Source organism: Oceanobacillus picturae (assembly GCF_000612865.1).
Taxonomy (GTDB): Bacteria; Bacillota; Bacilli; order Bacillales; family Amphibacillaceae; genus Oceanobacillus_B; species Oceanobacillus_B jordanicus.
In genome coordinates this window covers 579351-606298 of record NZ_CCAX010000002.1, presented here as the reverse complement: position 1 = coordinate 606298, position 26948 = coordinate 579351, and the positions used below count along the sequence as shown (strand labels likewise).

Sequence of the window (26948 nt, the reverse complement as noted above, 5' to 3'; positions counted from 1 at the left end):
AAAAAAGAAACCAGCTGACAGCTGATTCTCTTTAATATTATTCTGCGGTTAGCGCAATAGTAGATAACGGGCGAATTGGGAACATGCTCTTATTTCTCTGCAATATACGTATTTCGGATTGAATTAATTTTTTCAGTTTCCCTGGAATTTCTGGTAACTGTTTCAATTCATCTTCAGCAAATTCTAGTGCCATGTCTACTTCCCATTCTCCATCCTTAAGCTTTGGTGAATAAATCGATTCCTCTTTCACCACATTCCAACCTGTGCCTTCTATAATATCTTTGATGTCTTCCACAGTAAAAAGGCTTCGAATGTTTGATTCGCTGCTCACTTTAAATGCCTCGTATTGCGCTTGCAGAAGAACCGCTAATATATGAGACTGTTGTTCAACATGTTGGATGGCAGGATCCCATTCAGCAAAACATAATTTTTTCCCCCAACTCCTGGATTTCTTCAATATCGAAGCAAGTTCATCAGCGGAACGTAAATACCATGAGGCATGCGAGAATACGATATAGTCAAAATGCTTTTCTGGAAAGGTTACATTGTCAGCTAACACATCGACTTGAAACTGGATATCCATCTGCTTGCCCAATGAAGATGCTAGTAAATATTCTCTTGACTCTCCAAGTGTCACAGGACTTCCATAGTCAGGACCTGCGATATCAATTGCATGGACATGTCCCTTTTTCCCTGTGAAATATGCCAGTACTGCTGTCGTATCACCTTGTCCGCACCCTATTTCTAGAATCTTACTCCCTGCTTCGATCCCCCATGACTCCGCTAGCTTTACGCGATGTTCTGTTTGATCCGTTTGAACTTCCCCTTTAACTGCCATACATGCTGCTATTTTCGAAACGATAGACTCTCTCATCTAACTCCCCCTTTTTCTTAGATATTATTCATAAGCTTATCCTTTATTATGAAAAATGGGAACACTTATTTAATGAGAAATGTCTCAAAGATGTTAGTTCAAATCGTTTGCCGGCAATTTCTTTTTGGCGTAGTATAAAGTGAAACTTCAATCATTGGGGGGTTTCGTTCTTTCCCCACTGCTTGTTAGTTAAACGAATCGGGGTGTTAGCGTCCGTTTATTCCCACTCAAAACTATTGTATCACTTCATGCCTTGAGGGGATCTTACGGACGGTTTCACCGGGATAAGTGCTACAAAATAATGATTTAAAGGAGCGTTCGTCATGAAAGCAGTTGTCGTTAATCAACCTGGTGGTGCAGAACAGCTTCAAGTAGAAGAGGTTAGCAAACCTTCCCTCGGAAAAGGGGAACTTCTCATAAAAGTAAAAGCAGCAGCTATCAACCGTACAGATATTATTTCACGTGAAGGAAAATCAGGCTATATGAAAAACCCTATTCTCGGGGTTGAAGTAGCGGGAGAAGTCGTAGATGGTGGAGAGGAAGCAACTGTCCCACTTGGTACTAGGGTAATGGGACTTGTTAATGGTGGGGGCTATGCAGAATATGCAGTGATGCCAACTGATCGGGCAATGGTTATCCCGGATAGTCTCAGTTATGAAGAAGCTGCCGCTATACCCGAAGTGTTTCTTACCGCATTCCAAACCTTATTTTGGCTTGGTGAACTTTCCGATAAAGAGACCGTATTAATTCATGCAGGCGGGAGTGGTGTAGGAACGGCTGCTATTCAGTTGGCTAGCCAGTTAACCAATGCTAAAATCATTACCACTGCTGGTTCCAGGGAAAAATTAGATTACTGTCGATCACTTGGAGCAGATATTGGGATTAATTATAAAGAACAAGATTTTGCTGAAGAAGTTTTAAAAGAAACAAATGGTGTTGGTGCTGACGTTATTCTAGACTTTATCGGTGCCTCCTACTGGGAAAAGAACTTAAAAAGTATCGCTGTAGATGGGCGTTGGGTCTTAATTGGCATGCTTGGTGGAAGTAAAGTAGATGAGATTGACCTCATGTCTCTCATGGGCAAGCGTGTCCATCTTAAAGGGACACTTCTCACCCCAAGAAGTGATGATTATAAACAAGAACTTACGACTGATTTTGCAAAAAACGCCTTGCCACTGTTTAAGCAAGGTAAATTAAAAGCAATCGTGGATCGTGTATTCCCTATGGAAGAGACTTCCGAGGCACATCGCCATATGGAAGCAAATAAAAATATTGGGAAGATCATTGTAGCAATGGAATAAGTGATCCAAAGGAGGCGTTTCTCTTAGCAGAGAGACGTATTTATAGTCAGATAAGAAGCATCAGCAGCCTGCTTTAGGTCGTTGGTGCTTCTTTTAATTGGTAGGTAATCCATGCTTCTGACGCTTTGAATGGGAAACTCCTCATTATTTCAATGGCAAATGGATCTGTTGTATCAAACTCCCCTTCAACAAACCGAAAACCAGCTTCTTTTGCAAAAATTAGTTGGCATAATGCTAGACTTTGAAGCAGTTTTTTATTTTCGAGGTCGTGAGTACCACACCAACCTAGTTCCACTCTATCCAATTCTGTTGAATGATGTAGGAAGGTATAGGCCAACAATTTCTGAGTCCCTTTATCTATAGCTAAATAGCTTCCATACTGAATTAAATCTTCCGCAAACACTAGCTTCTCCCATGACTTGAAATCAAGATTTGCCACAGGATTAATAACATGTGCCCGCTCGTAATTACTTTTCACCAAGCTTATTAAGTCATGTCGCAAAGCATCATTCACTTGCACTTCTGTGAGTGGAATAATAGAGGCATTCTCTAGCTCTATAACCGAATTTCCACTTATTTTCTCAACATCTAAAACCGACATATATGTTCTTCTTACTTCTTTAAACCCATGCTTTTTTATAATTAGTTCTCTGCTTGGTAAAAGAGTGCCATAGTGATGTCTGGATAGGAAATGTCACTTCATCTTGAATTAATTTATTCAGAAGGGATCTTCCAATTGCCTCGTGATCTGTGTTTTTCTTATTTATAATTTTCATATATGTACAGTAGGGATGAAATTGGTTTTGCCAGGAAACAAGGATTCCAGCTATCATGTTTTTTCCCAAGCTGTGTATGCATATTGATGCTTGGCATCCTTCAATAAATTCAAAACTTCTTCGTTATTGTTATCTTGATTTAACCATTCACGAGCTCCTTTAAAGTCTTCTATCGTTAATTCTTTAACTTTTAATGACATGTTTTCCTCCATCTCCACACTCTATTGTGATTCTTCCACTCAAAAGCTTTCACTGCTCTCTGTAATTATCCTATATTGCGCTTACAGAAGGACTGTTAATTTTTGTGACTGTATTCAACAATGTACAAGCATTATGTGTTAATTTAATTCTATATATAGAATATTATAATAGAAAACAGCGGACAGATTGGAGGGATTCAATGAGAAATAAGAAAAGTCTTTTACTTATAATAAGTGTGCTCCTTATTGCAATAGCTGGTTTGCTATACTTTTTTAAATTAAATGATCATACTTCGTTTGAAAATATAGTACTGAATGATAAAGAAGAAATAACTCAGATTGATATTATTAGATCTTCTGATAATGCTATTGAAACCCTTGAAAGTGCAAATAAATTAGAACAAGTGTTAACCGTTCTTTCAGACATTAGAAAGATTAAAGAAACAAATGACGATTACCCAAACATTAATGAGCTATATTGGATTACAATTAAAGAAAATGGACAGAGACAATACGGAGTGCCACTTATGTTAGGTAAAGAAGATGACTTTGTGTCCATATTTAACTATGACGGAGGAGACAGCTCTAATTATAAAATACTTGAAAGTAACAAACTAAAATTAATTGACAATTTTTTTGAAGAGTAAAGAAGAATGTCTGCTATGATCAAACATTCTTCTTTTTAACATATCACAGTTGTCCATTAGATCTTTCCTTTTTATAAATCAGATAGTTTTCCCAACTACTTGATGTTGATTAACATTTCATTTGTCGGAGTTAAATGGTAATAGACACTTTATCTCCACAAGCGAATTTTGTCACATTTTATGCTGTTTTAGCTTGTTTTGTAGAAACTGTTGCAATAGAAAGCAAAGTTTTGCATACTTACTTTTGTGCGTTTATGACGAACGTCCCAAAATATTTTCATATATGGAGAAAAGGAGCTTTTTAGTTATGAAAGTTATTAAACCAGCCGAAGCAAAACTAAACCCAGCAATCATCAACAAACAAAAGGAAATGCTCGAATGTGCAAAACGTTATGGCATGACGGACAGTCGTACCGTTTTATGTAGCCAGCAGCTAGATGTCTTGTTAAACAAACAGTTAAAATCTTCCCTTTCACTAACTGGGTAAAGAACTCACATAGATCGCCAAAACTCTTCGTTCTGCTTATAAACAGGATTCCGGGATCCAGCCAACATCACCTTGTTTGTTTTTTATTAATACATAGCCAGTGCAGTCAGCATTTATAATAGAAATCATGTCACCTTCGTGTACAGATAAGAAAGTTGTACTCACATCACCTTTGCTACGTGTTGTTCTTCCAGAATGAATAAGATATTCATTTTTCACCCATTGTTTTACTCCTAGGCTCTTATTCTCACAAAATGTAAAAAACGTATCTTCTTTTAACAACGTAAATTCATAATTGGGATAGGTGACTGTGCCAATACGTCCTGTCAGGTCCTTATGTTCTTGTTGCACGATGGCTCGCTTATATATTTCATCTACAAAGGTATAAGAAAAATGCCCATTCTCATAGAGGACCGCGTTCAGCTGGCCATCTGATTTTATTTGGTTCCCACCATCCATGGTAATGATCTTTTTTTCTGTATCTATGATTGAATTATTGGAACTGTTTTTATCCGCGGTATAATTTACCGCGGGCCAGTGGCCAACAATAACCGGCTTTTCTGCCTTGTGACCTTGCTCGTAAAAGCAAGGCATAGCAAGAGCTGACTGTTCACTTGTATTTTCCCAGTCAAGCCTGTTCTCAATTCCAGCATGTACAAGGATGAATGCATCTGTTTCATAAGCCAGTGGCCTGCTTATTAGCCATTCCATCTCGTTAGAAAAATGTTCTCGGTAAAAATCACCCAGTTCCTTTAAGCTTGAAAAGTCATCTAGCTTCTTTTGTTTAAGATGAAGCATGTCATGAAGAAGAGAATTGGGTTGATTTTTGATATAGTTCCATATTGCTTCATTCTCATCCAGTACATACTGAAAGAGAATGTCGCAATTACCTTTTGTTATAAACACACGATTTGAAGACCGCTCCAACTCCATGGCATAACGTACAGCCTCCAAGCTATTTGGACCTTTTTCACAAAGGTCGCCATTAATGAATAGATAATCCTCTGACGTGTAGACTACTTTATCTAGCAGTCTTATAAATAATTCCTTGCTTGCATGAATATCAGAGACAATGATAGCTCTTTTACCGGATTCTAACTGTAATTTCTCTATCTCAAGCATAGTTAATCACCTTTCTTGTCGTTTTACATTTCGCTTGGAGCTTGCATTCCAAGCAGGCGTAGTCCCTCTTTTATGACAATGGCAGCACATTCGACCAAGGCCAATCGACTTGCTAATTTGTTATCCTCATGTAGAATTTTGCAGTGGGCATAGTATTTATTAAATTCTCGGCATAACGAGAGAAGGTAAGTTGCAATCTCAGAAGGCTTTGCCTGTTCATAGCTTTCTTGAACTTTAGATGAGAAATCCATCAGCTTTTTCACTACAGACCAACTAGGCTCATCTGCCAACCCATCAAGGCTTTCATTGCCCTTATAACGATTCGATTTTCTTAGAATGGAACAGGCTCTTGCATGCGTATACTGCACATATGAACCGGTCGCACCTTCAAATCGCAACATGGTCTCAAGGGAAAATTCAACAGAATGCTGTGGCTCTGTTTTTAAGTCTTGAAAAATGATTGCCCCAATTCCAACATCGTGGGCGACTTTAGATTTGTTTTGCAAAGTAGGATTCTTTTCTTCTATGCTTTTTTCTGCCATCGCAATCGCTTCTCTTAATACATTCTCTAAGAGGACGACCTTTCCCTTTCTTGTTGACATCTTTTTACCGTTTTGCAAAATAAACCCGAAAGGTAGATGCTCTAGCTGACTTGCCCAATTAAATCCCAGTTTTCTTAATACCAGAAAAATTTGCTGAAAATGAAGGCTTTGCTCCTGTCCAACAACATAGACTGATTTGGCAAACTGGTACTTTTTATGTCGGTAGATGGCCGCAGTCAAATCTCTTGTCGCATAGAGTGTTGCCCCATCCGACTTTTGAATAAGACAAGGAGGTAAATTATGCTCCTCCAAGGTAACAACTTCTGCACCCTGAGAAGTAGAAAGCAACCTCTCTCCCTTTAGTAACTGAATCGTATCCTCCATTTTATCATTGTAAAACGCTTCCCCATTGTATGAATCAAAGGTTACGTTTAAAAGCTTATAAATCCCTTTAAATTCTTCCAAGGAGACTTCTCTAAACCACTGCCATAATTCCAACGCTTTTTTATCCCCTTGTTCTAGTTTACGAAACCAGAGACGTCCTTCCACTTCCAGCATTGAGTCCACTTCCGCTTCCTCATGAAAACGAACATAAAGCTTTAATAGTTCCTTAATAGGATCTTGGCGTACAATCTGCTCATTCCCCCAACGATGGTAAGCAGTAATGAGTTTTCCAAACTGTGTACCCCAATCCCCTAAATGATTAATACGTATTGCCTTGTAACCGCATTTTTCTAATATATTGGCATAAGCGTTTCCTATTACTGTGGAGCGTAGGTGGCCCATTGAAAAGGGCTTTGCAATATTGGGAGAAGAGAAGTCTATAGTTACCTTTTCTCCTTGCCCTATAGTCAGTGACCCATATGCTTCTTTTTTCGTTAGAATCTCCGCTAATACTTCCTTACTAACGTGTTTCTTATTTAAAAAACAATTTACATAGGGCCCTTCAGAGACGACTTTACTAAAATAAGAACTTTTTGTTTTAGTTGCTAATTCCGTTGCAATAGAAGCTGGATTCTTCTTGTATACCTTTGCCAGTTCAAAACATGGGAAAGCAAGATCTCCTTGTTCCTGATACTTAGGTAACTCTATTCTCTTTAATACTTCATCCTCTGTTAATACCCCTACTGTACTTTCCGCTATTTTCTTAGCAAATAACTGTTTACCCTTCAACCCATCATCTCCTTTTCAATATAAAAAATCCCGCCTCTATATAGAGACGAGATTACCCGCGGTACCACTCTTTTTGTTCAAATTGAACCAAGCTTGAAATGATTAACGTTCATCAACCGGCACACCCTACTAGCACTCGTTCAGGCTGCTCCTCAGAAGTCCGCTTCATTATCACTGTTCTGTTAGGCTCACACCAAATCCCTAACTCGCTTAAGAACCTGTGATAATTACTCTCTTCTTCACAGAATTCACTTATAGAGGTTGTTCAAAAAGTCCGGTAAAAATGACACATCGAATTTCTTCGTTGGCTTGCTTTTCCGTTCCTCACGTATTAATTGCATACGTTCCGGTACTCAAAGCTACACCGCCTCGAACTTCTCGGTCCTTTTCATCCTCCTTTTTGATCACACACTTATAATTTTTGTAATCATAGCTGAAATCACACTCCATGTCAACTCTACAAATGATATTTCATGCCTTCATGGGAATCTACAAAGCCTAACTTTTTATAAAATCGAAGTGCGTCTGGCCGTTGTTTATCTGTAGTTAGCTGCACCACATGACATCCTTTTTCCTTTGCCCATTGGATAGCCCATGTCATTAGCTGCTCCCCAATTCCGCTCCCACGTGCCCTTGAATGTACTCTAACACTCTCAATTAAAGCTCTCCACCCACCTTGATAGGTTAAATACGGAATATAGGTGAGCTGGAGAACCCCGATAACTTCTTCACTTTTTACCGCGACGACTAATTCATTGTTATGATCCTGATCAATTGCCTGGAAAGCCTCCAAGTAGCATGAAGGTAGTGGCTGTTCATAACGCTCTCGCTTTCTCCCAAGCTCATCATCTGCAAGCATTTGCACAATCTCGCTTACATCCTCTTCCCTAGCTATACGAAAACGCACGGTTGTGTCCATTGTCACCCCTACCTGTTTTTCTTTTATCATACCCCGCTATCTATTCTCCGCATAATACCGATTCATAATCAAAGTCAATAAGTAAGGATGATACCTCATCCTTCTTGTTTGCTAGATTTGAACATATGCATGCTCCAACCAAGCAGGAGAAACGCCAGGAGAAAAACTGCTGGAAAACTTTGGTACCATGGTGCCTCAATTTGTAGAAGAAGTACATTATCTGGGTAAACTTGGCGGAACGGATTGAGCCAGGCCATAACCCCAGAAGGTAAAAGCCACCATAAAGCAAATCCTCCTAACAGTGTAACGAGAACTGCAAATAGAGTAGCCAATGTCTGCTTGATTAGGAGGCTAAACAGGAAGCAGAGAGTGATTACTAGAATAATAGTGGTAGAGATAAGGGCAAGCCCTTGAAGCATATACGTTTTGACAGTAAGGAATTGTATCCCCCCATTTTTCTCAAAGATGACAGGGTAATTAAACGTTCCCTTATCTCCAAAGAAAAATCCTATTAGGAAGGTAAAGCCAACGATCCCCACCATTGCTAGCAGATAAGTAATGATAGCACTTGCAAATTTGCTCGTTATAATTTGGTGTTTTTCTAATGGTTGGGTAAACAGTAGATTCACAGAACGATTTTCAAACTCCCCTGATAACGTGTCCCCAATAATCAATAGCATGAGAATGATTGCACCAGCATTTATAAAGAGGGTCAAAATTTGTTTTAAAAAGTTGGGTAGCGCTGTGCTATAACGGTCGTGCTGTGGCATGATATCTTCATCTACCAATTTTTGATTCATGGCAGTTCGATAATTGATTTCCTTTATTGGAATGGTTGTTTCTCCCCCTGCCTCCACATAGCTAGTCAGTTCATTATAGTATTGGTTTTCCAAGTTCAGTTGCTGTTTCCATTCGTCTGTATTGATGAGGTTTCTTACCTCATATAACTTATTTATCATGGAACTATTTATTCGCTGTAATTTCTGCTGCTCTTCATTCTCAGGATCTACTTCCAATTCCGCTATATGCAAACCCGCATTATTGTAGTTAGCCTGCAGTAATTCTTCCAACTCTTTTTGTTCTTCTTTCACTATTTGCTCTTGAAAAACGAGATTGCGAATAAACAAAAAGCTAATTCCTATGAAAACCAGTAGGAGCAAGAAAAGGAATTTTCTACTAAAGATTATTTTTTTCAATTCAAAAGAGAGTAGTTTCATACGGAAGCTTCCCCTTCAAAAAGTTCCCTGTATCTCTTTTCTGCTCCAACCTTTTGATTTTCAATGGAAATTATCTCAATTTGATTCTCATTTAAACAATCAATAAATTGTTGCAGGGATACATCTGATTCTTCAAAACGTAGTACACCCTTTTCTGCCAGACTATAAGGAATCCCTTTGGCATTAAGAACCTCTACTGCTTTATCCGTATTGCTAACAGATACTTCATATTGATTTAGATGAAGGTCTGTGAGTGATTCCTTAAGCAACGCTCCGTCCTTCATAAAATAAATGGTATTGGTAAGTCTATCGATTTCATCTAAGTTATGGGAGGATACGATAATCGTTGTCCCAATCTCAGCAAGCTCTAATAAAATATTACGCATGTTTATTGCACTTGTAGGATCCAGCCCATTTAATGGTTCATCCATCAGTAAAAGCTTCGGTTCATTAATAATAACCATCGCAAGTAATAGATGCTGTTTCATCCCAAGCGAATAATTTCGTACCCGTTTTTTTAAGTAGGATCCCATTCCTACACGCTCGACTACTTCTTTAATTTTACTTTGATCAATATGTTGCGCCTGACAAATAAACTTCAAATGGTCATAGCCCGTTAAATCGCCATACAAAATTCGATTATCCTGCAGATAAGATACATCATAAAATAGCGAACTATCTTTGTGGCTTTTCCCTAAGAGTTCAATACTACCCTCATTCACTGTAAGAAGGTTTGTCATACAGTTTAATAACGTTGTTTTGCCCGAACCATTTGGACCGACTAGGGCGATGATCTGTGGCGATTCAATTTTTATGTTGATGCCTTTAAGCACAAGCTGTTTTTTGTAACGTTTTTTAAGGTTTTCTACATTTACAATCATGTTCTTCTCCCCTCTTATGAAAACCGCTTCTGTAAAATAGTAACAACATAGGTCATCAGCCATAAAAGCAGACTGGAAACCGCGAGTACGATCATACCTTGCTTAAATGAAAAACTGCTATTCTCTAACGTTAGCGCCAGTTCATTTGTAATTACTTCTCTGACAGAAAAATAGTGGAAGGGAATATAAGGAGCAATCATGGACGTCACTGAATCCGCACTTAATCCTATCCCCGCAAACAATATGGCGATCGTTAAACCAATTGCTACTAAGGCTTTTTTTGTGATAATGGAAAAGAAAAATAAAATGGAATAGCAAAAGATCAACACCAAGAAAAAGAGACTAGCAGATTGAAGTAAGACTGTTCCCATATTCATAAAGTTAAAGGAGAATTCCTCTCCATAAATTAAAACGGGATAGTCCCAATCACCGAATCGGTCAAATATTGTACCGAGTATGAATGACAGCAATACAGTGCCGAGTAGTAAAAGGAATGTTATCAAAAGCATTGTTAAAAATTTCCCTATATATATCTTAGAACGGCGTATCGGTTGGGTCCGCAATAGCTGGATTGATCCATTTTTGCCAAGCCCTTCTTTTGTGACCATGTCACCAAAAAGAAAGAGAAAAAAACATGCACCTAAAATGTTAAATACGAATGTAAACACATGATTAGTGAAGTAAATGCCGGTAGAAGAATACTTCGTACTAAGTTTTTTTATTGACTCTTCAATGTCAGGAGGCTCGTACACTTGATCATATAGTGTCACCCAAGACAAAAAATGGATCGGGTAAACAGGAGTAATTTCTTTATCTCTTAGCCACTTGTGATACTCCAATTTGCTTTCTTCTGTAACAAGCGTGGGCCATGCAGCAGAGTAATACTCATCACGGAAAATGCGGTTTTCGACATGCTGTTCATATTGCTCGATTTCCTTATTTAATAGTGGAGTCCATTCCCCACTTTCAAAAAGTTTTATTTCTTCTTGTTCAGATCTTATGGTTCTTTTTAAGTCTTCAAGGCGGTCAGAAGTTTCTTTATCTTCTGCTTCCAATTCCCCTGCCTCGATGGAATCCTCAACACTATTAATCTCACTTTGAATCATAGAGATATCAGCTTCATTTTCTAAGATTAAATCATCTGTATGCATCGTATGTATGTGAACATATATATAATAGCTAAGTATAAAGATGAGGCAGCCAATTAGTAGGGCTCGATAGAAGTTTGACTTTGCCATTTTTTTCAATTCAAAACGGATAATGGTTAACAATATACCACCTGCTTTTAATTTATATATGGCTGTTTCTGTATTAGCGTTAACGGTGAGAATAGGGGAAACGCTTGTATATTGTTTCCCCTACATTCCTCGCTATTTGTCTGCTGTTTTTAAAGATGTAAGTGCACATGGCCCTGAGCATGAAACTGTACCATAGTACCTAGCAATAGTTCTTGTGCCGTCATACTGATATCCCGTTCTAGAGAGTGTCCCTTTCCAACCACCACTATTATAATAATATGTTGAACTAGGCGTTACATTGCCATTTAGATATACCGTATGATAAATCGTTTTTGATTGTGCAAGTACTTCTTCCCCGCTATCACTAGTCGCAGCATTAGATTGTACAGGAGCTCCAAAGTTTAATATAAGCGCTAAACCAATGGCACCAAACATTCCTAATTTTTTCTTCATCTAATCACCCCCTTCTCTCTATATAAAACTTCGACATTCCTACTTCAATACCTCTTAAAGTATTAAAAAAATTACAAATTTATGATATATTTGGAATGTAAGCCATAACATATTGAAGAGTGGGATGATATGAGGAGCAGTGTCAGTATTTTAATTGTATTTATAGCAATCCTGTTTACAGGCTGTTCAAATGAAACGCAAGATACAGTTAAAAAAGAACCTCCAACTACTACGCAAGAGACAAATGCACAACTCAATTGGGTTAGAAAATTCTTCTGGTTCCGTGGATGGGATACTAGATGCTTTTTGCTGGGAAGAAACTTGCACTTTTGAGCCTGAACCTTCAGACAAGTTGTTACGATGGGTTCCCTACTTGGTAAGCCCGGAGAAAGGTTTCCAGCGACCCTTCATCATCTGAAGAAGTAACCCTGATAACTATTTCACTAAGTAAAACAAACGATGATGAGACAACCAAAGTATTGGTTGAGGATGATAGTTTTTTCGCACCGAAAGAACCAGGAAGGTGTTATTACACGAGCACGCTGAATGGAATGAAGAACTAAAAGGTACCGCGGTCTATGTACATTCCTTGTTAGTTAAGGAAAACTAGCATTTCTTGCTGGCAGCTGACCGCTAGTATCTCATAATAAATTTTTCATAGGGGGAACATTATGAAATTACTATTTGCTTTCATACTTATTACCATTTTACTTATTTTCACAGGCTGTTCTAATGAGGAGGTAAAGCCTGCTAAAGAAGATACCTCTTCACCTTCTACGGGAGTGGGAAGTGAACAAGTCAGTCCTCCTTATATAGATATAAGTGCTGGTGCTAGTTCAACTGCGGCCATGCGAGATACTCATTGTTGGGAAGAAAACTGTTCGCTCACTCCTGATCCTCCAGATGAATTGTTGTTGGGTGAAACACCACTTCGCGTTAAACCTGGAGAGAAAGTTGAATTCACCTTCTCTACAAGCGAAGCCAAAGCCCCTGATGAAATATACACCCCAGTTGTGAGCATCGTTCAAATCGATACCAGTGGAGAAGAAGAAACAGACGTTAATGTAGAAAACAGTAGCATGACTGCACCCACTGAAGAAGGAAAATACTACTATAACATTACTACAGAATGGGATGGCGAACTGATAGGAAAAGCCATTTATGCTTTTGCTATATTAGTTCGTGAAGAATAATATCCTCATAATTTTGGCTCGTCCTTTTCAGAGTGGAATTGATTCATTATTAATTGAAAAATAAACGCCTTTAGATCTACAAATCGTGGATAAATGGGCTTGGCTGTTGAACCTGCAATAATTAACGGTACGAGCGACTCCTGTTTATGCAAGGAGCCGTGCGCTGCCCCAGCCAAATGAAATGGTGTCGACTGGGCCTTGAATTCACATCCTGGCTTGGCATTTACCACAATAAACCGACCCGATTGGGAATGAAGGGCACCGTACAACCTGGATAAAGCATCTGGAAACTTACCAAATGCAAGTCTGTCTCCATCGGTCCTTTTTAAATCAAGCACTTCAAGATCTCCTTCAATATGCCAGCTTTGACCATAAATATCTTGTGTGCTTCCACCTGGAGAAAAGGTTATACGTCCTTCTACTATTCCAGATTCTACATAAATGTGGTTTTGATCCTTCCATGCGATCACATCAATTCGCTTATCCGCTTTAAGGTGCTCTATTAATGGTGACAATGGTAGCTTCTCATCTAGCACGTAAATATAAGCCATACGTTGATTCACACTAAAAACGAGTTGATCTTTTTTGTGAACAGGCTGCTGAATCTTTGCAATCCGATAATTAAGAAGTGATTTCCGTAAATCTATTACAACTTGCTTGTAACTCATCCCAGAAGGAGCGTGGCCATTATCACCAATTACAAGCCAGATATTCTTTTTTAGAGCGTCTTCCCAGCTTGAGTATAGGTTTAATGTCTTTTGTATTTCACGGTCAATTTTTGTAATTCCTTTTATATCCATGGGCCCTCTAAAATGAATCCGAGCGTCCAAGTCCTGAAATATACAAAAGGTAAAGCCCGGAAGTTTATTCGTGCGAATTAAATGGCGCAGATCCCGTGCCGTAAATTTGTGATTCCCTGCAGCTAGCTGTGTAGGAAAACCCCATCTCCTAATTTTCGAAAAGACACCCAAGGAAAAAACAGGCGTCGTCTGACTAACCCAAGTCCCTTTTTCAAAACGCGTTAATCTGCGCAGTAACAGAGGCGCCTTCAACCTTTTAGGCGTATTTCCTCGATAGACAAACGAATTAATAGACGCTGAGGACACCCCTTCTTTTGCAAGGTCTTCGTAAATGGTGGTTACTCCTGTACTCATATGCTCATTATTTAGTCGGTAGAGCATGTTATGTATAGATTTACGCATTCCAATTCGAAAAGTCTCTCTAACACCTGTTCCATAGTTAACAAATTGCCTTTTATTCGTATCAAACCAATTCAATCCCGGAATACGATGTTGATCAGGGTAGGTGCCAGTTAAAAGGCTACTATCAATGGTAACGGACATGGTCGGATACGAGCTGACCATCTCAGGAAAATAGGTACCATTTTCCATTAGGAACTTTAATGCTGGAGCACGTCCTGTTTGGACCGCCATCTCAAGTGGATAGGACATTAATGAATCTATGTTTAACAGTATTACTGGCTTTTCCGGCTTTTTGTATTGGGGCATTTTGCTATTCTTCCTCTCTATACAATGTTTAACTAGCCCTAGTTTAACTAGGCATGATGAAACAATCCGTATAGAGATTCGGTTTAAGGTGTGTTGGTTTCACTTTGTGGTGCTCTGGTTTCACTTTGTGGGCCTCTGGTTTCACTTTGCGGTGCTTTGGTTTCACTTTGCGGTGCTCTGGTTTCACTTTGCGGGCCTCTGGTTTCACTTTGTAGTACTCTGGTTTCACTTTGCGGGCCTCTGGTTTCACTTTGTGGTACTCTGGTTTCACTTTGTGGCTGTCTGGATCTGACGCGACCCCCTCTCTTTCCGACGCGACTTCTCCTCATTCCGACGCGACTCCCCCTCATTCTGACGCGACTTCTCCTCATTCCGACGCGACTCCCCCTTATTCTGACGCGACTCTCCAAAAGCCCCCTACAACAAAGCAGATTTCAACAAAACAAAACTCCCCTAGCAAGATACACTCACCTTGCTAAAGGAGTTTCAATTCCACCTATTTATCCAGCACCGTCTTGGCGATGTTCTGGTCTAACTCTTCGAAATCATGATAGGAAATTGTTTCGTATAGCTCTTTTCTTGTTTGCATATCTGAGACACCTTCCTTTTGTGTCCCTTCCTCTTTTATTAACTGGAAAATCCGTTCATATGCCTTTGCCGCTACGCGTAACGAGGTAACTGGATAAATCACCATCTTAAAGCCCATATCCTGGAAGGCTTCTGCGGATATGTATGGTGTCTTACCAAACTCGGTCATATTGGCTAATAATGGGACATCCACTTTCTCGGCAAAGAGGCGGAATTCTTCATCTGACTGTAGGGCCTCTGGGAAGATAGCATCTGCTCCTGCCTCTACATATGCTAAGGCGCGCGCTATTGTAGCCTCCATGCCTTCATCGGCTCTGGCGTCCGTTCTAGCGACAATAACAAGAGAAGGTGCTGCTTTCTTTATTGCCTGGATTTTCTGTGCCATTTCCTCTGTCGTTACAAGTTGTTTTCCATTCAAATGTCCACATTTTTTTGGAAGCTGTTGGTCCTCAATTTGTACGGCAGCTACGTTTGCTTCTACCATTTCCCTTGCAGTACGTGTGACATTAAGTACCCCGCCAAATCCTGTGTCAATATCAACCAACACAGGAAGGTTCGTTGCACGAATGAGATCACGTGCCCTATCGGCCATTTCAGTTGATGTGACCATTCCTAAATCTGGCAGCCCCTTGCTTGCGGTATAAGCGCCACCAGATAAATATAGTGCGGAAAATCCTGCCTTTTTGGCAACAAGTGCTGCCATGGCATCATGGGCACCGGGAATTTGCAAGATGGTTTCCTGTTGAATCAATTCCTTAAATTGCTCGGCTAGCTTCTGCTGTGGTATAGCTTCGTCTACAATCCACGCCATCGTACATTCCTCCTATTTAACGAAAAGCTCCATAAATTCATTCACGTTCATGTCTGCAAGTGTTTCGTACTTGTAGCTTACCGCTTCAATTTGCTCTAATTGTTTTCTTGAATATTGTGTAGCCAAGTTTGCTGCATATTTTTCTAATACTTTCGGTATCGCTTCTTCCCGGCGGAAACGGTGTCCAAGTGGATATTCACAAGCTACACTCTCTGTTGATGTACCATCTTTAAAGTGAACCTGTACAGCATTCGCAATCGACCTTTTTTCTGGATCCAAATAGTCCTCGGTGTATGCTTTGTTTTCTGTCACAACCATCTTATCTCTTAATTTATCAACGAGTGGATTTGCGGCAGCTTCATCTTCGTAATCCTCTGCCACAATGTTTCCATTTAAAAGTCCGATTGCTGTAATGTATTGCAAGCAATGATCGCGATCTGCCGGGTTGTGCAAAGGTCCTTTTTTATCAATGATACGAATTGCAGATTCATGAGTAGAGATGGTAATTTGATCAATTTCGTCCCAACGACCCTTCACTTCCGGATAAAGCTGTACGGCCGCTTCTGCAGCTGTCTGTGCATGGAACTCTGCAGGATAGGACACTTTAAAGAGCACATTTTCCATCACATAGCTATCAAGAGGCTGCTTTATTTTTAGTTCCTGCTTATTGAACAATACATCCTGGAATCCCCAGCCTGGAGCACTAAGTGCGGTTTGATAGCCCATTTCACCTTTTATTGCCATCATCGCAAGACGTACACCGCGACTAGTCGCATCACCAGCAGCCCAGGATTTTCGCGAGCCTGTATTTGGTGCATGACGATACGTCCGCAAGCTTGAATTATCCAGCCAAGCATTTGATAAGGCATTTACAATTTCGTCACGGCCACCACCAAGCATTTTTGTAACAACTGCTGTGGTGGCAATTTTGACATACAATACATGGTCAAGCCCCACACGATTCAGGCTATTTTCAAGCGCGAGTACACCTTGAATTTCATGTGCTTTAATCATCATTTCTAGTACGTCCTGAACTTTTAATGGCGCTTGGCCTTTTGCTAGTCTTTCCTGACTAACATAATCCGCGACCGCCAATATTCCACCCAGATTATCTGATGGATGACCCCACTCAGCTGCCAGCCAGGTATCGTTATAATCAAGCCAGCGAATGATTGCGCCAATATTAAAGGCTCCTTGAACTGGATCTAACACATGAGATGTGCCAGGTACTCTTACCCCTTTAGGCACGACAGTACCTGGTACAATTGGTCCGAGTAGCTTCGTACATTCTGGATAATTTAATGCAAGAACTCCACATCCTAGTGTATCCAGTAGCACATAATGTGCCGTGTTGTATGCCTCCGTACTCGTAATATCTTTATTCAATACATAATCCGCAATTTCCTCTAGTAAAACGTCTGTTTTGTTCTGTTCACTCGTTGTTTGCAAAAGCCTTCTCCCCTTTTTCGATTAGTAGCTATTTCCAATATAATTCACACGCGGGCGGAACAAACGATTATGTTGATGTTGTTCGATCACGTGGGCGGATAAGCCAGCAGTTCTGGCACTAAAGAAAATTGGTGTATACAAGCCGATTGGAATCCCTAACATCCAGTACACTGGTGCGGCATAGTAATCCAGATTTGGATAAAGTCCCTTTTCCTCACGCATCACCTTTTCCCCAGCCTCACACATTTCCAGTAATGTATGATCACCTTTCTTATCACATAACTCTTTTAAGGATTGTTTCATGACGAGCGCCCTTGGATCCATTTTCTTCATGTAGACCCGATGCCCAAAGCCCATTATTTTTTCTTTTTGACTAAGTTTCTTCATAAGTAATTCTTCAAAGGCTGCTGCCGACTTTACTTCGTTCAACATGTACATGACCGCTTCATTTGCTCCACCGTGCAGGTTTCCTTTCAGGGAAGCAACACCTCCAGTTAAGGCGCCATAAAGGTCAGCGTTTGTAGACGCAATAACTCTTGCGGTAAATGTTGAATTTGGCATTTCATGCTCACTATATAAAAGTAGGGAACGATCAAATATTTCCGTTTGCCATGGCTCCGGCCTTTCCCCTGTTATCATATAAAGGAAATTAGCACTATAGGATAAATCCTGATCTGGCTGCACTGCTTTTTGCCCATTAATTAGTCGATAACTGTTTACAGTTATCGCAGGTAATTTCCCAAGCAGGCGGTATGCCCTTTCCTTATTTGCTTCTACCGAGCGGTTCTCTATATCGTCATCATATCCTGAAAGCGCTGACAAACCTGTCCGCAAAGCATCCATTGGATGGGTATTTTCTGGTAAGAGATCAAGCACTTTCAATACATTTTGCGGGATATCATAATGAGTCATAAGTTTTTCTTTTAGGTCACTTCTCACTGCTTCATCTGGTAGGCTTCCTTCTAAAAGGAGGTACACCATATCGAGGTAATCATTTTTTTGCGAAAGGTCAATGAGTTCATGTCCTCTTATAATAATCTTTTCTTGTTCCGTGTCTAAAAAAGAAATCTCCGTTTCTGCAGCAACCACCCCTGCAAGGCCAGGAACATACTTTTCTTTCGTGTCCATATTTTTAACCTCCTCATTAATTGTGCAGTTTTCCTGTGAAATTTCAAAAACTTCGCTATCTTATTATAATTTTATTATAAAATTGAATGAAAGATAAGAAAAATATATAATTTTGATAACTAGCCATAGATTTTTTCAATGGCACGGAGGAGGCAGCGTTATGAAATTTCAGGATTGGGAAATGCTCGCGACCTTGTATGAGACAGAAAACATTACGCAGGCAGCAGAACGGCTATTCCTCTCCCAGCCGACTTTAACATCCCGATTAAAAAATATGGAGAACTATTACGGCGTGCAACTAATGAACCGGAAACAACGAGGAATCACGTTTACCCCTGAAGGTGAGCAACTGGCTCAACATGCCGTAAGAATGCTGCATGAGCAGCGTAAGATTGAGGAAAAATTACACAACATGAAAAATCAAGTGGCAGGAACACTTCGAGTTGGTGTTTCCAATTTCTTTGCACTAAATAAAATGCCGAAGCTCCTCCGATTGTTTAAGCAAAGTTATCCAGATGTAGAATTTCAAGTAGTGACAGGATGGAGCAGTGAGATGCATCGTCTGATTTCCAATCATGATGTACATATTAGTTTTATTAAAGGAGACTATGCTTGGAATGAACAAAAAGATCTTCTTTACGAGGAAGAGATCTGTATTGCTTCTCCGTGGGAGTTTCAAATGGAAGATCTTCCAACCTTACCGCGAATTGATTACTATACAGATGAAAAAATGCGATCTCTTGTGGAACATTGGTGGTATAACAATTACAAGCAACCACCAAATATTAATATCCAGGTGAACCAAGTCGAGACGTGTAAGGAAATGGTCATAAACGGGTTGGGCTATGCGATTTTAGCTAATTTAGTTGTGCGTCCACATCCAGAGCTTTTCATTAAACCACTATATTTGCCTGACGGGAAGCCAATTACACGAAAAACCTGGATGTATTATCATGAAGATACCCTTGAATTAAATATTGTAAAAGCCTTTGTGCAATTCATTCAAACGATTGATGTGAAGGCATTGTAAAAAAGTCCTTTTTCTATCTTAAGTTTATGTGTTTAATAGGAACAAATTCCGGTAACAGTAGAGTAGAATCATAAAGGATTCTTTTAAAAATCTAACGGAGGTGGATAAGATGGCTACAAACGAAAAGTATAAAACAGGTGAAAATGCACCAGAGAGCGGTAAGTACAAAGTTGATAGTCTAGTAAATGGCGGATCAAGCAGTAATGATACGACCATTGACATCGAAAAAGGAGAACAATTCCCTCCTTCCCCTTCAGATAATGATGCAGCGTATTGGGTAAAAGCATAAAAGTGAACACCCTCCTGGTAATAAATCAGGAGGGTGTTTTTTCGACTGAATTGTATTTTCCTTCGCTGATTAACGTGTACTTCATTCGAAATCATATAAAAATACCGAACAATCATCTTGCATATTTAATCCCTAACTTTTAAAAGTCGTAGAGCGTTTAAGATGACAATGATAGCTGCCCCTGTATCACTCAATACGGCTAACCAAAGCGTGAGCCATCCTGGGAAAACCAAAATAAATGCGATAAGCTTAACAATTACCGAAAACCAGATATTTTGTTTAATAATTGCTAATGCTTTTCTACTTAGCTTAATGGTATGTGGTAATTTTTCCAGATTGTCTGCCATTAACACGATATCCGCTGTTTCCATTGCAGTATCAGTTCCTGCCCCACCCATAGCAATTCCTAAGTCAGATGTCGCTAGTGCTGGAGCATCATTAATTCCGTCCCCTACCATTGCAACTTTATGGCCTTCACTTTGTAACTGTTTAATCGCCTTAACCTTATCTTCCGGTAATAGTTCAGCAAAATAACGCGTTACGTTCGCTTCTTTTGAGATCATTTTTGCAGTGCCTTCATTATCGCCTGTTAGCATGACGGCTTGGTTTATCCCAACTTGTTTCAAGCCATCTAATGCCTTCACAGTCGTTGGGCGAATCATATCCGAAACGGCAATAACACCGAGTATTTCTTTTTGTGTACCTATGATAACCACTGTTTTTCCCTGACCCTGTATTTCGGTTAGTTCAGGGTTAATTTCACCAAGTGGGATATTCATTTCTTCAAATAATTTTAGATTACCAGCAAAATAAATTTCTCCATTAATGGTTGCTTGGACACCTTTACCAGCAATACTTTTATATAATTCTCCATCCTTCGCTTGAAAGCCTTTGTCTTTCGCATACCCAACAATTGTTTTCGCTATTGGGTGTGTGGAGTACTCTTCTAATGTCAAAGCGACAGAAAGTAGCTCGCCTTCAGATATGGTTATTGGCGTAATCCCAGAAACTTTTGGTTTCCCCTCTGTTAATGTTCCTGTTTTATCAAACGCGATTGTTTCAATAGCGCCAGCACTCTCTAAGAATGTTCCACCTTTAATAAGTACACCATTTTTTGCAGCATTTCCGATGGCAGATACGATAGCTACAGGTGTGGAGATAACTAGAGCACAAGGGCAGGCCACAACTAATAATGCAAGTCCTTTGTACGTCCATTCTCCCCATGTTCCCAACCCAAGAAGTGGAGGAATAACGATCACAGCTAGGGCCATCAGAAACACAATAGGGGTGTAAATGCTAGCAAACTTATCTATAAATGCTTGTGTAGGTGCTTTCTGCTCCTGTGCTTCTTCTACTAAATGGATAATCTTTGATATAGTAGTATCCTCAACTAATTTCGTAACTTTCACTTCGAGTGAGCCACTTTCATTAATTGTACCTGCATAAACGGTATCACCAGTCATCTTATCAACTGGAATAGATTCTCCTGTGATTGGTGCCTGGTTAACACTCGTTTCCCCTTGGATAATTTCACCGTCGAGTGGAATTCTATCTCCAGGCTTGATGACAATTACCTCACCAACTCTTACCTCATCTACTGGCTTTTTAACTAATTCTGAGCCAGCCTTAATCCAAGCCTCTGATGGCGCCAATTCCATTAAATTACGAATGGATTTCCTTGTCTGTTCAATAGACCTATTTTGAAGTGCAGTACCGATTGCAAACAACCATACTACCGTTGCCCCTTCAAACCATTCACCTATAATTGCGGCTCCGATCGCAGCTGCTGACATCAAAACGTTCATGTCTAATGAACCGCTTTTTATGGCAAAATAAGCGCTCTTCACTGGTTTAGCACCACTTAATACAATTGCAACAGCATAAAGAATGGTGGATACAAATGGAGCGAGCCCACTAAAAGAACCAATAAAGCCAAATGCTATGAATAAACCAGAAAGAGTAGTCTTACCGCCATACGTGCGCTTTCTTTTCGTTGTTTCCTCAGGCTGGCCTTTGTTCGAAAGCAATGTAGCACGGTAACCGAGTTTAGATACTTCTGAAACGATATCTTCAACTGAATTTTCGTGTTCGAGTTTCATTTTACCAGTCGAAAAATGGACATTTACACTTTTAACAGCAGGATGATGATTGAAGTGGTTTTCAATACTTTTAGCACAACTTCCACAGTCCATGCCTTCTACATCATACGTTTTAATCTTCTTATTTTGATGCACTGGAGCTATCTTGTAACCTAGCTTTTCAACCGTATTTTCTATTTGGTCGAGAGAACCATTCCCGCTTGCTACTACTTTTAATTTCGCAGTATTATAATTTACCTTAGCATCTTGAATTTTATCTAGACTACGTACCCCTTTTTCAATGGTTAAAGCACAGGAAGGACAATCCATTCCTTGTACGCTGTATTCCATTGACTCAACTGTTAAAGACGATTTAGGACTATCCTCCATTGGAGAAACAGAGCTAGCGCAACAATTGGATACCTCTTTCTTTGGTGTATGAGATTCTGGTTCATCCTTTTCATTACTACAGCAAGATGTTATTTCCACCTGATTATTGGATGCCCCACTACAGCAACCGCTTGCTTCTATCGGTGCAGCTTTAGGTTGACTACTGCAGCAACCTTGTTTATCTTGAACAACTTCACTATTAGTTGGTCCACAGCATTTGTCTGCCATTTATTTTCAACTCCTTAATCTATGTGACTGTCACAGCAAGCAACATCCTTTTCCACATCTTCTAGAACCACATCAATCATTGTTAATAAATCTCGAACTAGTTGGTTACGCACACGGTAATAAACGTATTTTCCATCTTGTCTCCCTACAACTAGCCCACAGCCTTTTAAACATGTTAGATGCTGGGATATATTTGATTGATTGCCATTAAGGTCTTGAACTATTTGAGAAACGGTCTTTTCATCTTCTTTTATACTCTCAAGAATTTGTACTCTTGTTTTATTAGAAAGTCCATGTAAAAACTTCATTTTTGTATCGATATCAACCTGCAACATTCCATTATCCCCCTCGTTACATTAGCTAATACTAATATGTTTGTTAGCATCATATTACCGGTTCCTAATATGTGTGTCAACTAAATACTTGTCCTAAAAAACAAATAAAAAAAGAAGCATCTAGGTAAATGCTTCTTCAGTCAAAATATATCCTTCGCTTCTGCTGGTAGGTTACGAACCTGTTTTAAATAAGCCGTCATATTTTGGTCATCTTCCATTGGATAAATGAAATTAAAATGTGCCGCAACTTCTTTTGCAAGGACTCTAAATAATTCACATGTAACAAATATGGACTCCCACATATTTTCATAATCTGCATCCGAATATGTCTTTTCATACATTTTCCAATACCTATCAGGTAGATAGTCTTTAAAATATTTTCCTAACTTTCCTGGTGAAACTTGAAAATCTGTTTGTATGCCAATCCACCAGCTGACCACGTTATCTAATGCATCTCTCATTGTTAGCTCAAACATCTGTTTAGCGTAAGGTAGTTCATCACGCCATATACCTTTTGCAACATTTTGCGAACACCACCAAAAGTTATTTGTATAACCGTCATATATAGTTTCTGATGGCTTTTGCACATGATAATCCACATCAGTCGGCTGCGCAATTGAAGGCAAGATATTATCTTTGTCTAACAGGGGGATGGTGAGCTTATCTTCTTCATACTCCTCCAGCATTTTTTCTTTTGTTAAAAGTCGAAGGTCGATTCGGTTGCCGTCTGTAAAAAGCATTAAAAATCCATACGAACTAACAGAGTTATTCTCCGCTTCTCTACCAAAGTCGTTCTTATCAGGTTCTTGCATCATACGTAATTCACCAAAAGCTTGAAGCCACGCCTTATCTTTGATAAACGGGTTTGTCTCCGTCACAACATATACAATATCATAGTCTTGAAAGATATCCTTTGGGGCATTCGAATTTGTTCTAGACCCATTCATATACACTGCTCGAATTCGTGCATCATTCTTAGCTGTATCTAATATAAGCTCCATCATTTCTTGTTCATTCCGCAATGAGTTCCCTCCCTAACATAACATTTTTAACCAACCACCTTATGTAATATCTAAGAATCTCCCTAGTCCCTTAACTAGCCAAAAAATGATCCTAAAAGGTAAGATAATTAATTCCGGAACCCATATAAGGATATCTACTAAAACATCCCACTTCGTATAGTGCTGGTAATCCTTACTGGCCCTTCTCGTCTTGGCTTTCTTCCTCTTCCACCATTCTTTCAATCTAGTTCACCTCTAAAAGTTATTTATCTTTCTTCACAAAAACAACATAGGAAAGAAACACGAGATAAAAGAGCCCTAATTGTACGCTAAAAACATATGAAAAGTATGTAACATCGTAATCTGTTGTCAGCATCACACTTTCTTGTCCTACACGCATATAACGTGTAACGAGCTCTGGAACGAGGAAGGTTGCAAGAATGATAGCAACCATACATAGCAAAAATTTTCCTTTATTCGACAACAAAATCACCAACTTCTTTTAAAATTCAATACAAAAAGGCTGCAGCTTCTCATCTAAACAGTATTCAATTCTTTGCCTAAAATTTTTCAGTGTTACCATTTTTAATGCCTGCTCAATGGGAAAAAAACCTACTTTCAAGCTCTCAGGACTTATCGTTGGTTTTCCACCTATCGGCTTCGCCAAAAATAACGTATTGCAAATCGATCTTTCTACATTTTGAAACATTCCACAAAACCTTGTTATTTCTACCTCTATACCTGACTCTTCCATTGTTTCTCTTATTGCTGCCTGTTTCAGCGACTCCCCTTCTTCTACCTGACCTCCAGGCATCTCCCACCCTCTTTTAGGTCCTTTAATTAGAAGGATCTCTTGTTTTTCGTTAAGTACGATCGTGGCAGCTGAAACGATATGTTTTGGTGGTTGCACTTGTATAGCCTCCTTTTGAATAGATTCAATACCTAAGCAAATTATGTATTTCGCAAAGTAGTTTGTTTGCTAGAAAATCTTTGGCCCTTACTTTAGTACAATTTATTTTAATTAACTGTTGTCTTAATATCTTACGTATTAACTAATGTTGGGTATTCCATCTGAGTACAGAAGATATTACCTATAATTTTACCATTTATTCTAATAAATTGTTTCAAAAATCAATTTATTAGAAGCTATTTATATCTTTTCTAAGTAATTCAAATGCAGTAAAATACATTTATATCAATTTAGAAATAAAATAAAAACCTCCTCGTTTTATTAACAAGAAGGTTTTTATCATTGAGCTGATCGCTAAAAGGCTTTTATAAAACTTACCGAAAAAGATCTAAGAATTTTTCCCAGATTCCTTTTTCTTCTTCTTCCGGTTCTTCTTTTGTTTCCGGTTCAGGAATTTCAATCCCTTCCGTTTTTAGAACAAATTGAACTACTTCCACGTTTTCATTTTTATCGGAAATAAAGGAGCTAGGTTCATAATCCGAGTTAGCAAACTCTTCCATCATGTCATCTGTTTCCTCTTCAATTTGACCAGGTAGATCACTAGTAGCTTCCTGCAATTCTTTTGTACCGTCATGTAGCTCACTTACACCATCGCGGGTTGCAGAAGTTCCATTTCCCAACTCCTGAATCCCCGCATCTAGCTCCTGGTAGGATGAAGTCAATTGTCCGACACCATCTGTGTAATCTACCAATCCGTTATGGAATGTTTGATACTGAGAAGATAGAACAGAAAATCCTTCTTGCATTTGAGCAATGGAGTCCAAGCCTCCTGTAGAAGCCATGGCATTCTCAATCTCTGTTGCCATTGTTTCTAAGTTGGAAGCCATCTCTTGCGTAGCGCCCGACGATTGCTCTATTGCTCCTGACACCCCGCTAAATGCTTCTTTCACAGCATTGTACGTTTGTTTGGCTGTATTTGCAGCTTGGTACGTTTCGATTAGTTTCCCGACCACTTCTTCATCTGCGTTGCTTTCATTCAATGCCTTTATCTGCGCTTCACTAATTTCATAGGAAGGAATAGCAGCCATTGCTTTTTCCAATTGCTGATTAGCTTCGCTGTATCCTTTTTCCAATTCCCCTTGTGCCCGTGCAGATTCTTTCAAGCCATTTGCAACGTCACGTAGGTGGGACGGAAATTCCATAAGTGCACTTACATCTAAATTTCCTGTACTGTCTTGAACCGTTTGATTAATAGTGGCTAATGCGTTCTTTATCTCTGCTGATCCATTAACCAATTCACTGGAAGAAGAATTTAGTTCTTCCATCCCATTCCGGTATTCAGTAGACCCATCCCCTAATTCTTGTGCACCTTGATCAAGTTCAGTCACACCATTTTTCAGATCACCAACACCGGAATGAATTTCACTTATAGCATCAGCCAAGTCTTGCATTTCACCTGTCACTCCACCAAGATCAGGGCTTTCAATCGACATGGAGTATGGCGCAGCATTTATTTCGATCGGATCCATCTCAAAATTGGTAACATCTGAGGAAATAATGTACGTTTCTTCCTTATCAGGCATGACAGAGAACGTAATTTGTTTATTTTGCCCTGCATTAGCCTTTGTTCCTTCTGGTGCCTGTATATTATCAAAATTCGCTGGATCTAGAGTAACCGCAATTTGTAGCAAATAGTTTTCAAAGAACTCAGGATCCACCTCTTCATTTGCAGATGTAGAAATCTGTATTTCTAATGTCCCGCTCTGTCCAGCTAGCTCCTGTGGCTTTACTTCTTCACCATCCAGTATATACGTGATCGAGATGTCCCATGGCAGTGCCTTATTCTCCATATTTCCTTGGTAATAAAATTCCTTATCTTCAGCTTTAAATTCAACTGTATCTTCGTTTTTTACAATGTCAGTCAGATTGCTTAAATTACGAACAGAGGTATATTCACCATAATCCACAATCTCTCCTGGGTCTGTCACACGAAACGTATTTACAACATACATATCTTGCAATTGGCCGCTGGCAGCCATATTTCCATAGATCACTTCATCTTTTGACGTATAATCGCCCGCTTTTTCTTCCTTCACTTCATCAGCAAAAGCAGTTGTTGAGAAGGAGGAAAACACGAGCATTGTGCCCAATAGTACTGGAATAGATTTTTTATTGCGCAA

Annotated in this window: 27 protein-coding genes and 1 other annotated feature; of the genes, 6 read left to right on the top strand and 21 right to left on the bottom strand. The window is 39.4% G+C overall.

Annotation, left to right across the window (positions count from 1 at the left end; all coding sequences use genetic code 11):
- Positions 1-37: 37 nt before the first annotated feature.
- Positions 38-874, bottom strand: coding sequence for a class I SAM-dependent methyltransferase (locus BN988_RS14035; protein WP_036577385.1), 837 nt, complete (start codon positions 872-874; stop codon positions 38-40).
- A gap of 323 nt (positions 875-1197) precedes the next feature.
- Between BN988_RS14035 and BN988_RS14030 the strand changes: the two genes are divergently transcribed.
- Positions 1198-2175: an NAD(P)H-quinone oxidoreductase gene (locus tag BN988_RS14030; RefSeq protein WP_036577384.1), complete on the top strand. Its 978-nt coding sequence runs from the start codon at positions 1198-1200 to the stop codon at positions 2173-2175.
- A gap of 73 nt (positions 2176-2248) precedes the next feature.
- Here BN988_RS14030 and BN988_RS18420 read toward each other — a convergent pair whose 3' ends face one another.
- Positions 2249-2776 (bottom strand): hypothetical protein, encoded by a 528-nt coding sequence (locus BN988_RS18420; RefSeq protein WP_051557960.1) that lies wholly within the window; start codon positions 2774-2776, stop codon positions 2249-2251.
- Positions 2777-3004: 228 nt separating this feature from the next.
- A complete protein-coding gene (locus tag BN988_RS18950; RefSeq protein WP_155988309.1) occupies positions 3005-3151 on the bottom strand; it encodes a hypothetical protein in 147 nt (48 codons plus the stop codon).
- A 200-nt stretch (positions 3152-3351) separates the two neighbouring features.
- Here BN988_RS18950 and BN988_RS14020 point away from each other — a divergent pair, with 200 nt between their 5' ends.
- On the top strand, positions 3352-3798 hold the full coding sequence (locus tag BN988_RS14020; protein ID WP_036577383.1) for a DUF5301 domain-containing protein: 447 nt from the start codon (positions 3352-3354) through the stop codon (positions 3796-3798).
- Positions 3799-4105: 307 nt separating this feature from the next.
- Entirely contained in the window at positions 4106-4285 is a 180-nt protein-coding gene (locus BN988_RS14015; protein ID WP_036577382.1) for an aspartyl-phosphate phosphatase Spo0E family protein, read from the top strand.
- Positions 4286-4321: 36 nt separating this feature from the next.
- Here the strand turns inward: BN988_RS14015 and BN988_RS14010 are convergent, their stop codons facing one another.
- From BN988_RS14010 to BN988_RS13980, 7 genes are all read right to left on the bottom strand, one after another.
- On the bottom strand, positions 4322-5407 hold the full coding sequence (locus tag BN988_RS14010) for a metallophosphoesterase (RefSeq protein ID WP_036577381.1): 1086 nt from the start codon (positions 5405-5407) through the stop codon (positions 4322-4324).
- A 23-nt stretch (positions 5408-5430) separates the two neighbouring features.
- A complete protein-coding gene (gene argS, locus BN988_RS14005; RefSeq protein ID WP_051557956.1) occupies positions 5431-7122 on the bottom strand; it encodes an arginine--tRNA ligase in 1692 nt (563 codons plus the stop codon).
- 39 nt (positions 7123-7161) lie between these two features.
- Positions 7162-7374 (bottom strand) — a binding site (T-box leader).
- 205 nt (positions 7375-7579) lie between these two features.
- Positions 7580-8041, bottom strand: coding sequence for a GNAT family N-acetyltransferase (locus tag BN988_RS14000; protein WP_036577380.1), 462 nt, complete (start codon positions 8039-8041; stop codon positions 7580-7582).
- Between the two features lie 95 nt (positions 8042-8136).
- Positions 8137-9258, bottom strand: coding sequence for an ABC transporter permease (locus BN988_RS13995; protein ID WP_036577379.1), 1122 nt, complete (start codon positions 9256-9258; stop codon positions 8137-8139).
- Positions 9255-10139 carry an ABC transporter ATP-binding protein gene (locus tag BN988_RS13990; protein WP_036577378.1) on the bottom strand — a complete coding sequence of 295 codons (885 nt, stop codon included), beginning with the start codon at positions 10137-10139 and terminating at the stop codon, positions 9255-9257. The genes BN988_RS13995 and BN988_RS13990 overlap by 4 nt, the downstream gene beginning before the upstream one ends.
- Positions 10140-10153: 14 nt before the next feature.
- Positions 10154-11410, bottom strand: a complete 1257-nt coding sequence (locus tag BN988_RS13985) for an ABC transporter permease subunit (protein ID WP_036577377.1) — start codon at positions 11408-11410, stop codon at positions 10154-10156.
- 99 nt (positions 11411-11509) lie between these two features.
- Positions 11510-11830 (bottom strand): hypothetical protein, encoded by a 321-nt coding sequence (locus BN988_RS13980; RefSeq protein ID WP_036577376.1) that lies wholly within the window; start codon positions 11828-11830, stop codon positions 11510-11512.
- Between the two features lie 671 nt (positions 11831-12501).
- Between BN988_RS13980 and BN988_RS13970 the strand changes: the two genes are divergently transcribed.
- A complete protein-coding gene (locus BN988_RS13970) occupies positions 12502-13023 on the top strand; it encodes a hypothetical protein (RefSeq protein ID WP_036577374.1) in 522 nt (173 codons plus the stop codon).
- A 5-nt stretch (positions 13024-13028) separates the two neighbouring features.
- On the opposite strand, the gene BN988_RS13965 is transcribed toward BN988_RS13970, so the two are convergent.
- The 5 genes from BN988_RS13965 to mmgD form a co-directional block, all read right to left on the bottom strand.
- Positions 13029-14531 (bottom strand): alkaline phosphatase family protein, encoded by a 1503-nt coding sequence (locus tag BN988_RS13965; RefSeq protein WP_051557953.1) that lies wholly within the window; start codon positions 14529-14531, stop codon positions 13029-13031.
- A gap of 43 nt (positions 14532-14574) precedes the next feature.
- Entirely contained in the window at positions 14575-14781 is a 207-nt protein-coding gene (locus BN988_RS13960; protein ID WP_147629725.1) for a hypothetical protein, read from the bottom strand.
- Between the two features lie 246 nt (positions 14782-15027).
- Positions 15028-15930, bottom strand: a complete 903-nt coding sequence (prpB, locus tag BN988_RS13955) for a methylisocitrate lyase (protein WP_036577372.1) — start codon at positions 15928-15930, stop codon at positions 15028-15030.
- A gap of 12 nt (positions 15931-15942) precedes the next feature.
- Complete coding sequence (locus tag BN988_RS13950) at positions 15943-17379, bottom strand: bifunctional 2-methylcitrate dehydratase/aconitate hydratase (protein WP_036577371.1); 1437 nt, start codon at positions 17377-17379, stop codon at positions 15943-15945.
- 21 nt (positions 17380-17400) lie between these two features.
- A complete protein-coding gene (mmgD, locus tag BN988_RS13945; protein WP_036577370.1) occupies positions 17401-18507 on the bottom strand; it encodes a citrate synthase in 1107 nt (368 codons plus the stop codon).
- 160 nt (positions 18508-18667) lie between these two features.
- On the opposite strand from mmgD, the gene BN988_RS13940 reads away from it, so the two are divergent.
- Together BN988_RS13940 and BN988_RS13935 are read left to right on the top strand one after the other, a co-directional pair.
- A complete protein-coding gene (locus BN988_RS13940; RefSeq protein ID WP_036577369.1) occupies positions 18668-19537 on the top strand; it encodes a LysR family transcriptional regulator in 870 nt (289 codons plus the stop codon).
- 109 nt (positions 19538-19646) lie between these two features.
- Positions 19647-19826, top strand: coding sequence for a YjzC family protein (locus BN988_RS13935; protein WP_036577368.1), 180 nt, complete (start codon positions 19647-19649; stop codon positions 19824-19826).
- 125 nt (positions 19827-19951) lie between these two features.
- On the opposite strand, the gene BN988_RS13930 is transcribed toward BN988_RS13935, so the two are convergent.
- The 6 genes from BN988_RS13930 to BN988_RS13900 form a co-directional block, all read right to left on the bottom strand.
- The gene (locus BN988_RS13930; RefSeq protein WP_081779460.1) at positions 19952-22522 is read right to left on the bottom strand and encodes a heavy metal translocating P-type ATPase; all 2571 of its coding nucleotides are present in this window, start codon (positions 22520-22522) and stop codon (positions 19952-19954) included.
- A 14-nt stretch (positions 22523-22536) separates the two neighbouring features.
- Positions 22537-22857 (bottom strand): ArsR/SmtB family transcription factor, encoded by a 321-nt coding sequence (locus BN988_RS13925; protein ID WP_036577367.1) that lies wholly within the window; start codon positions 22855-22857, stop codon positions 22537-22539.
- A gap of 140 nt (positions 22858-22997) precedes the next feature.
- Positions 22998-23879, bottom strand: a complete 882-nt coding sequence (locus BN988_RS13920) for an aminoglycoside 6-adenylyltransferase (RefSeq protein WP_036577366.1) — start codon at positions 23877-23879, stop codon at positions 22998-23000.
- A gap of 241 nt (positions 23880-24120) precedes the next feature.
- Positions 24121-24345 carry a hypothetical protein gene (locus BN988_RS13910; protein ID WP_147629724.1) on the bottom strand — a complete coding sequence of 75 codons (225 nt, stop codon included), beginning with the start codon at positions 24343-24345 and terminating at the stop codon, positions 24121-24123.
- A gap of 15 nt (positions 24346-24360) precedes the next feature.
- A complete protein-coding gene (locus BN988_RS13905) occupies positions 24361-24768 on the bottom strand; it encodes an NUDIX hydrolase (protein ID WP_147629723.1) in 408 nt (135 codons plus the stop codon).
- A 374-nt stretch (positions 24769-25142) separates the two neighbouring features.
- On the bottom strand, positions 25143-26948 hold the full coding sequence (locus BN988_RS13900; protein WP_036577362.1) for a methyl-accepting chemotaxis protein: 1806 nt from the start codon (positions 26946-26948) through the stop codon (positions 25143-25145).

Coding starts and splice junctions, on each gene's coding strand:
- BN988_RS14035 (WP_036577385.1), bottom strand. CDS start 874: ATGAGAGAGTCTATCGTTTCGAAAATAGCAGCATGTATGGCAGTTAAA.
- BN988_RS14030 (WP_036577384.1), top strand. CDS start 1,198: ATGAAAGCAGTTGTCGTTAATCAACCTGGTGGTGCAGAACAGCTTCAA.
- BN988_RS13990 (WP_036577378.1), bottom strand. CDS start 10,139: ATGATTGTAAATGTAGAAAACCTTAAAAAACGTTACAAAAAACAGCTT.
- BN988_RS13925 (WP_036577367.1), bottom strand. CDS start 22,857: ATGTTGCAGGTTGATATCGATACAAAAATGAAGTTTTTACATGGACTT.
- BN988_RS13965 (WP_051557953.1), bottom strand. CDS start 14,531: ATGCCCCAATACAAAAAGCCGGAAAAGCCAGTAATACTGTTAAACATA.
- BN988_RS18420 (WP_051557960.1), bottom strand. CDS start 2,776: ATGTCGGTTTTAGATGTTGAGAAAATAAGTGGAAATTCGGTTATAGAG.
- BN988_RS13940 (WP_036577369.1), top strand. CDS start 18,668: ATGAAATTTCAGGATTGGGAAATGCTCGCGACCTTGTATGAGACAGAA.
- BN988_RS13930 (WP_081779460.1), bottom strand. CDS start 22,522: ATGGCAGACAAATGCTGTGGACCAACTAATAGTGAAGTTGTTCAAGAT.
- BN988_RS14010 (WP_036577381.1), bottom strand. CDS start 5,407: ATGCTTGAGATAGAGAAATTACAGTTAGAATCCGGTAAAAGAGCTATC.
- BN988_RS13970 (WP_036577374.1), top strand. CDS start 12,502: ATGAAATTACTATTTGCTTTCATACTTATTACCATTTTACTTATTTTC.
- BN988_RS13995 (WP_036577379.1), bottom strand. CDS start 9,258: ATGAAACTACTCTCTTTTGAATTGAAAAAAATAATCTTTAGTAGAAAA.
- BN988_RS14020 (WP_036577383.1), top strand. CDS start 3,352: ATGAGAAATAAGAAAAGTCTTTTACTTATAATAAGTGTGCTCCTTATT.
- BN988_RS18950 (WP_155988309.1), bottom strand. CDS start 3,151: ATGTCATTAAAAGTTAAAGAATTAACGATAGAAGACTTTAAAGGAGCT.
- BN988_RS13935 (WP_036577368.1), top strand. CDS start 19,647: ATGGCTACAAACGAAAAGTATAAAACAGGTGAAAATGCACCAGAGAGC.
- BN988_RS14015 (WP_036577382.1), top strand. CDS start 4,106: ATGAAAGTTATTAAACCAGCCGAAGCAAAACTAAACCCAGCAATCATC.
- BN988_RS13980 (WP_036577376.1), bottom strand. CDS start 11,830: ATGAAGAAAAAATTAGGAATGTTTGGTGCCATTGGTTTAGCGCTTATA.
- mmgD (WP_036577370.1), bottom strand. CDS start 18,507: ATGGACACGAAAGAAAAGTATGTTCCTGGCCTTGCAGGGGTGGTTGCT.
- BN988_RS14000 (WP_036577380.1), bottom strand. CDS start 8,041: ATGGACACAACCGTGCGTTTTCGTATAGCTAGGGAAGAGGATGTAAGC.
- prpB (WP_036577372.1), bottom strand. CDS start 15,930: ATGGCGTGGATTGTAGACGAAGCTATACCACAGCAGAAGCTAGCCGAG.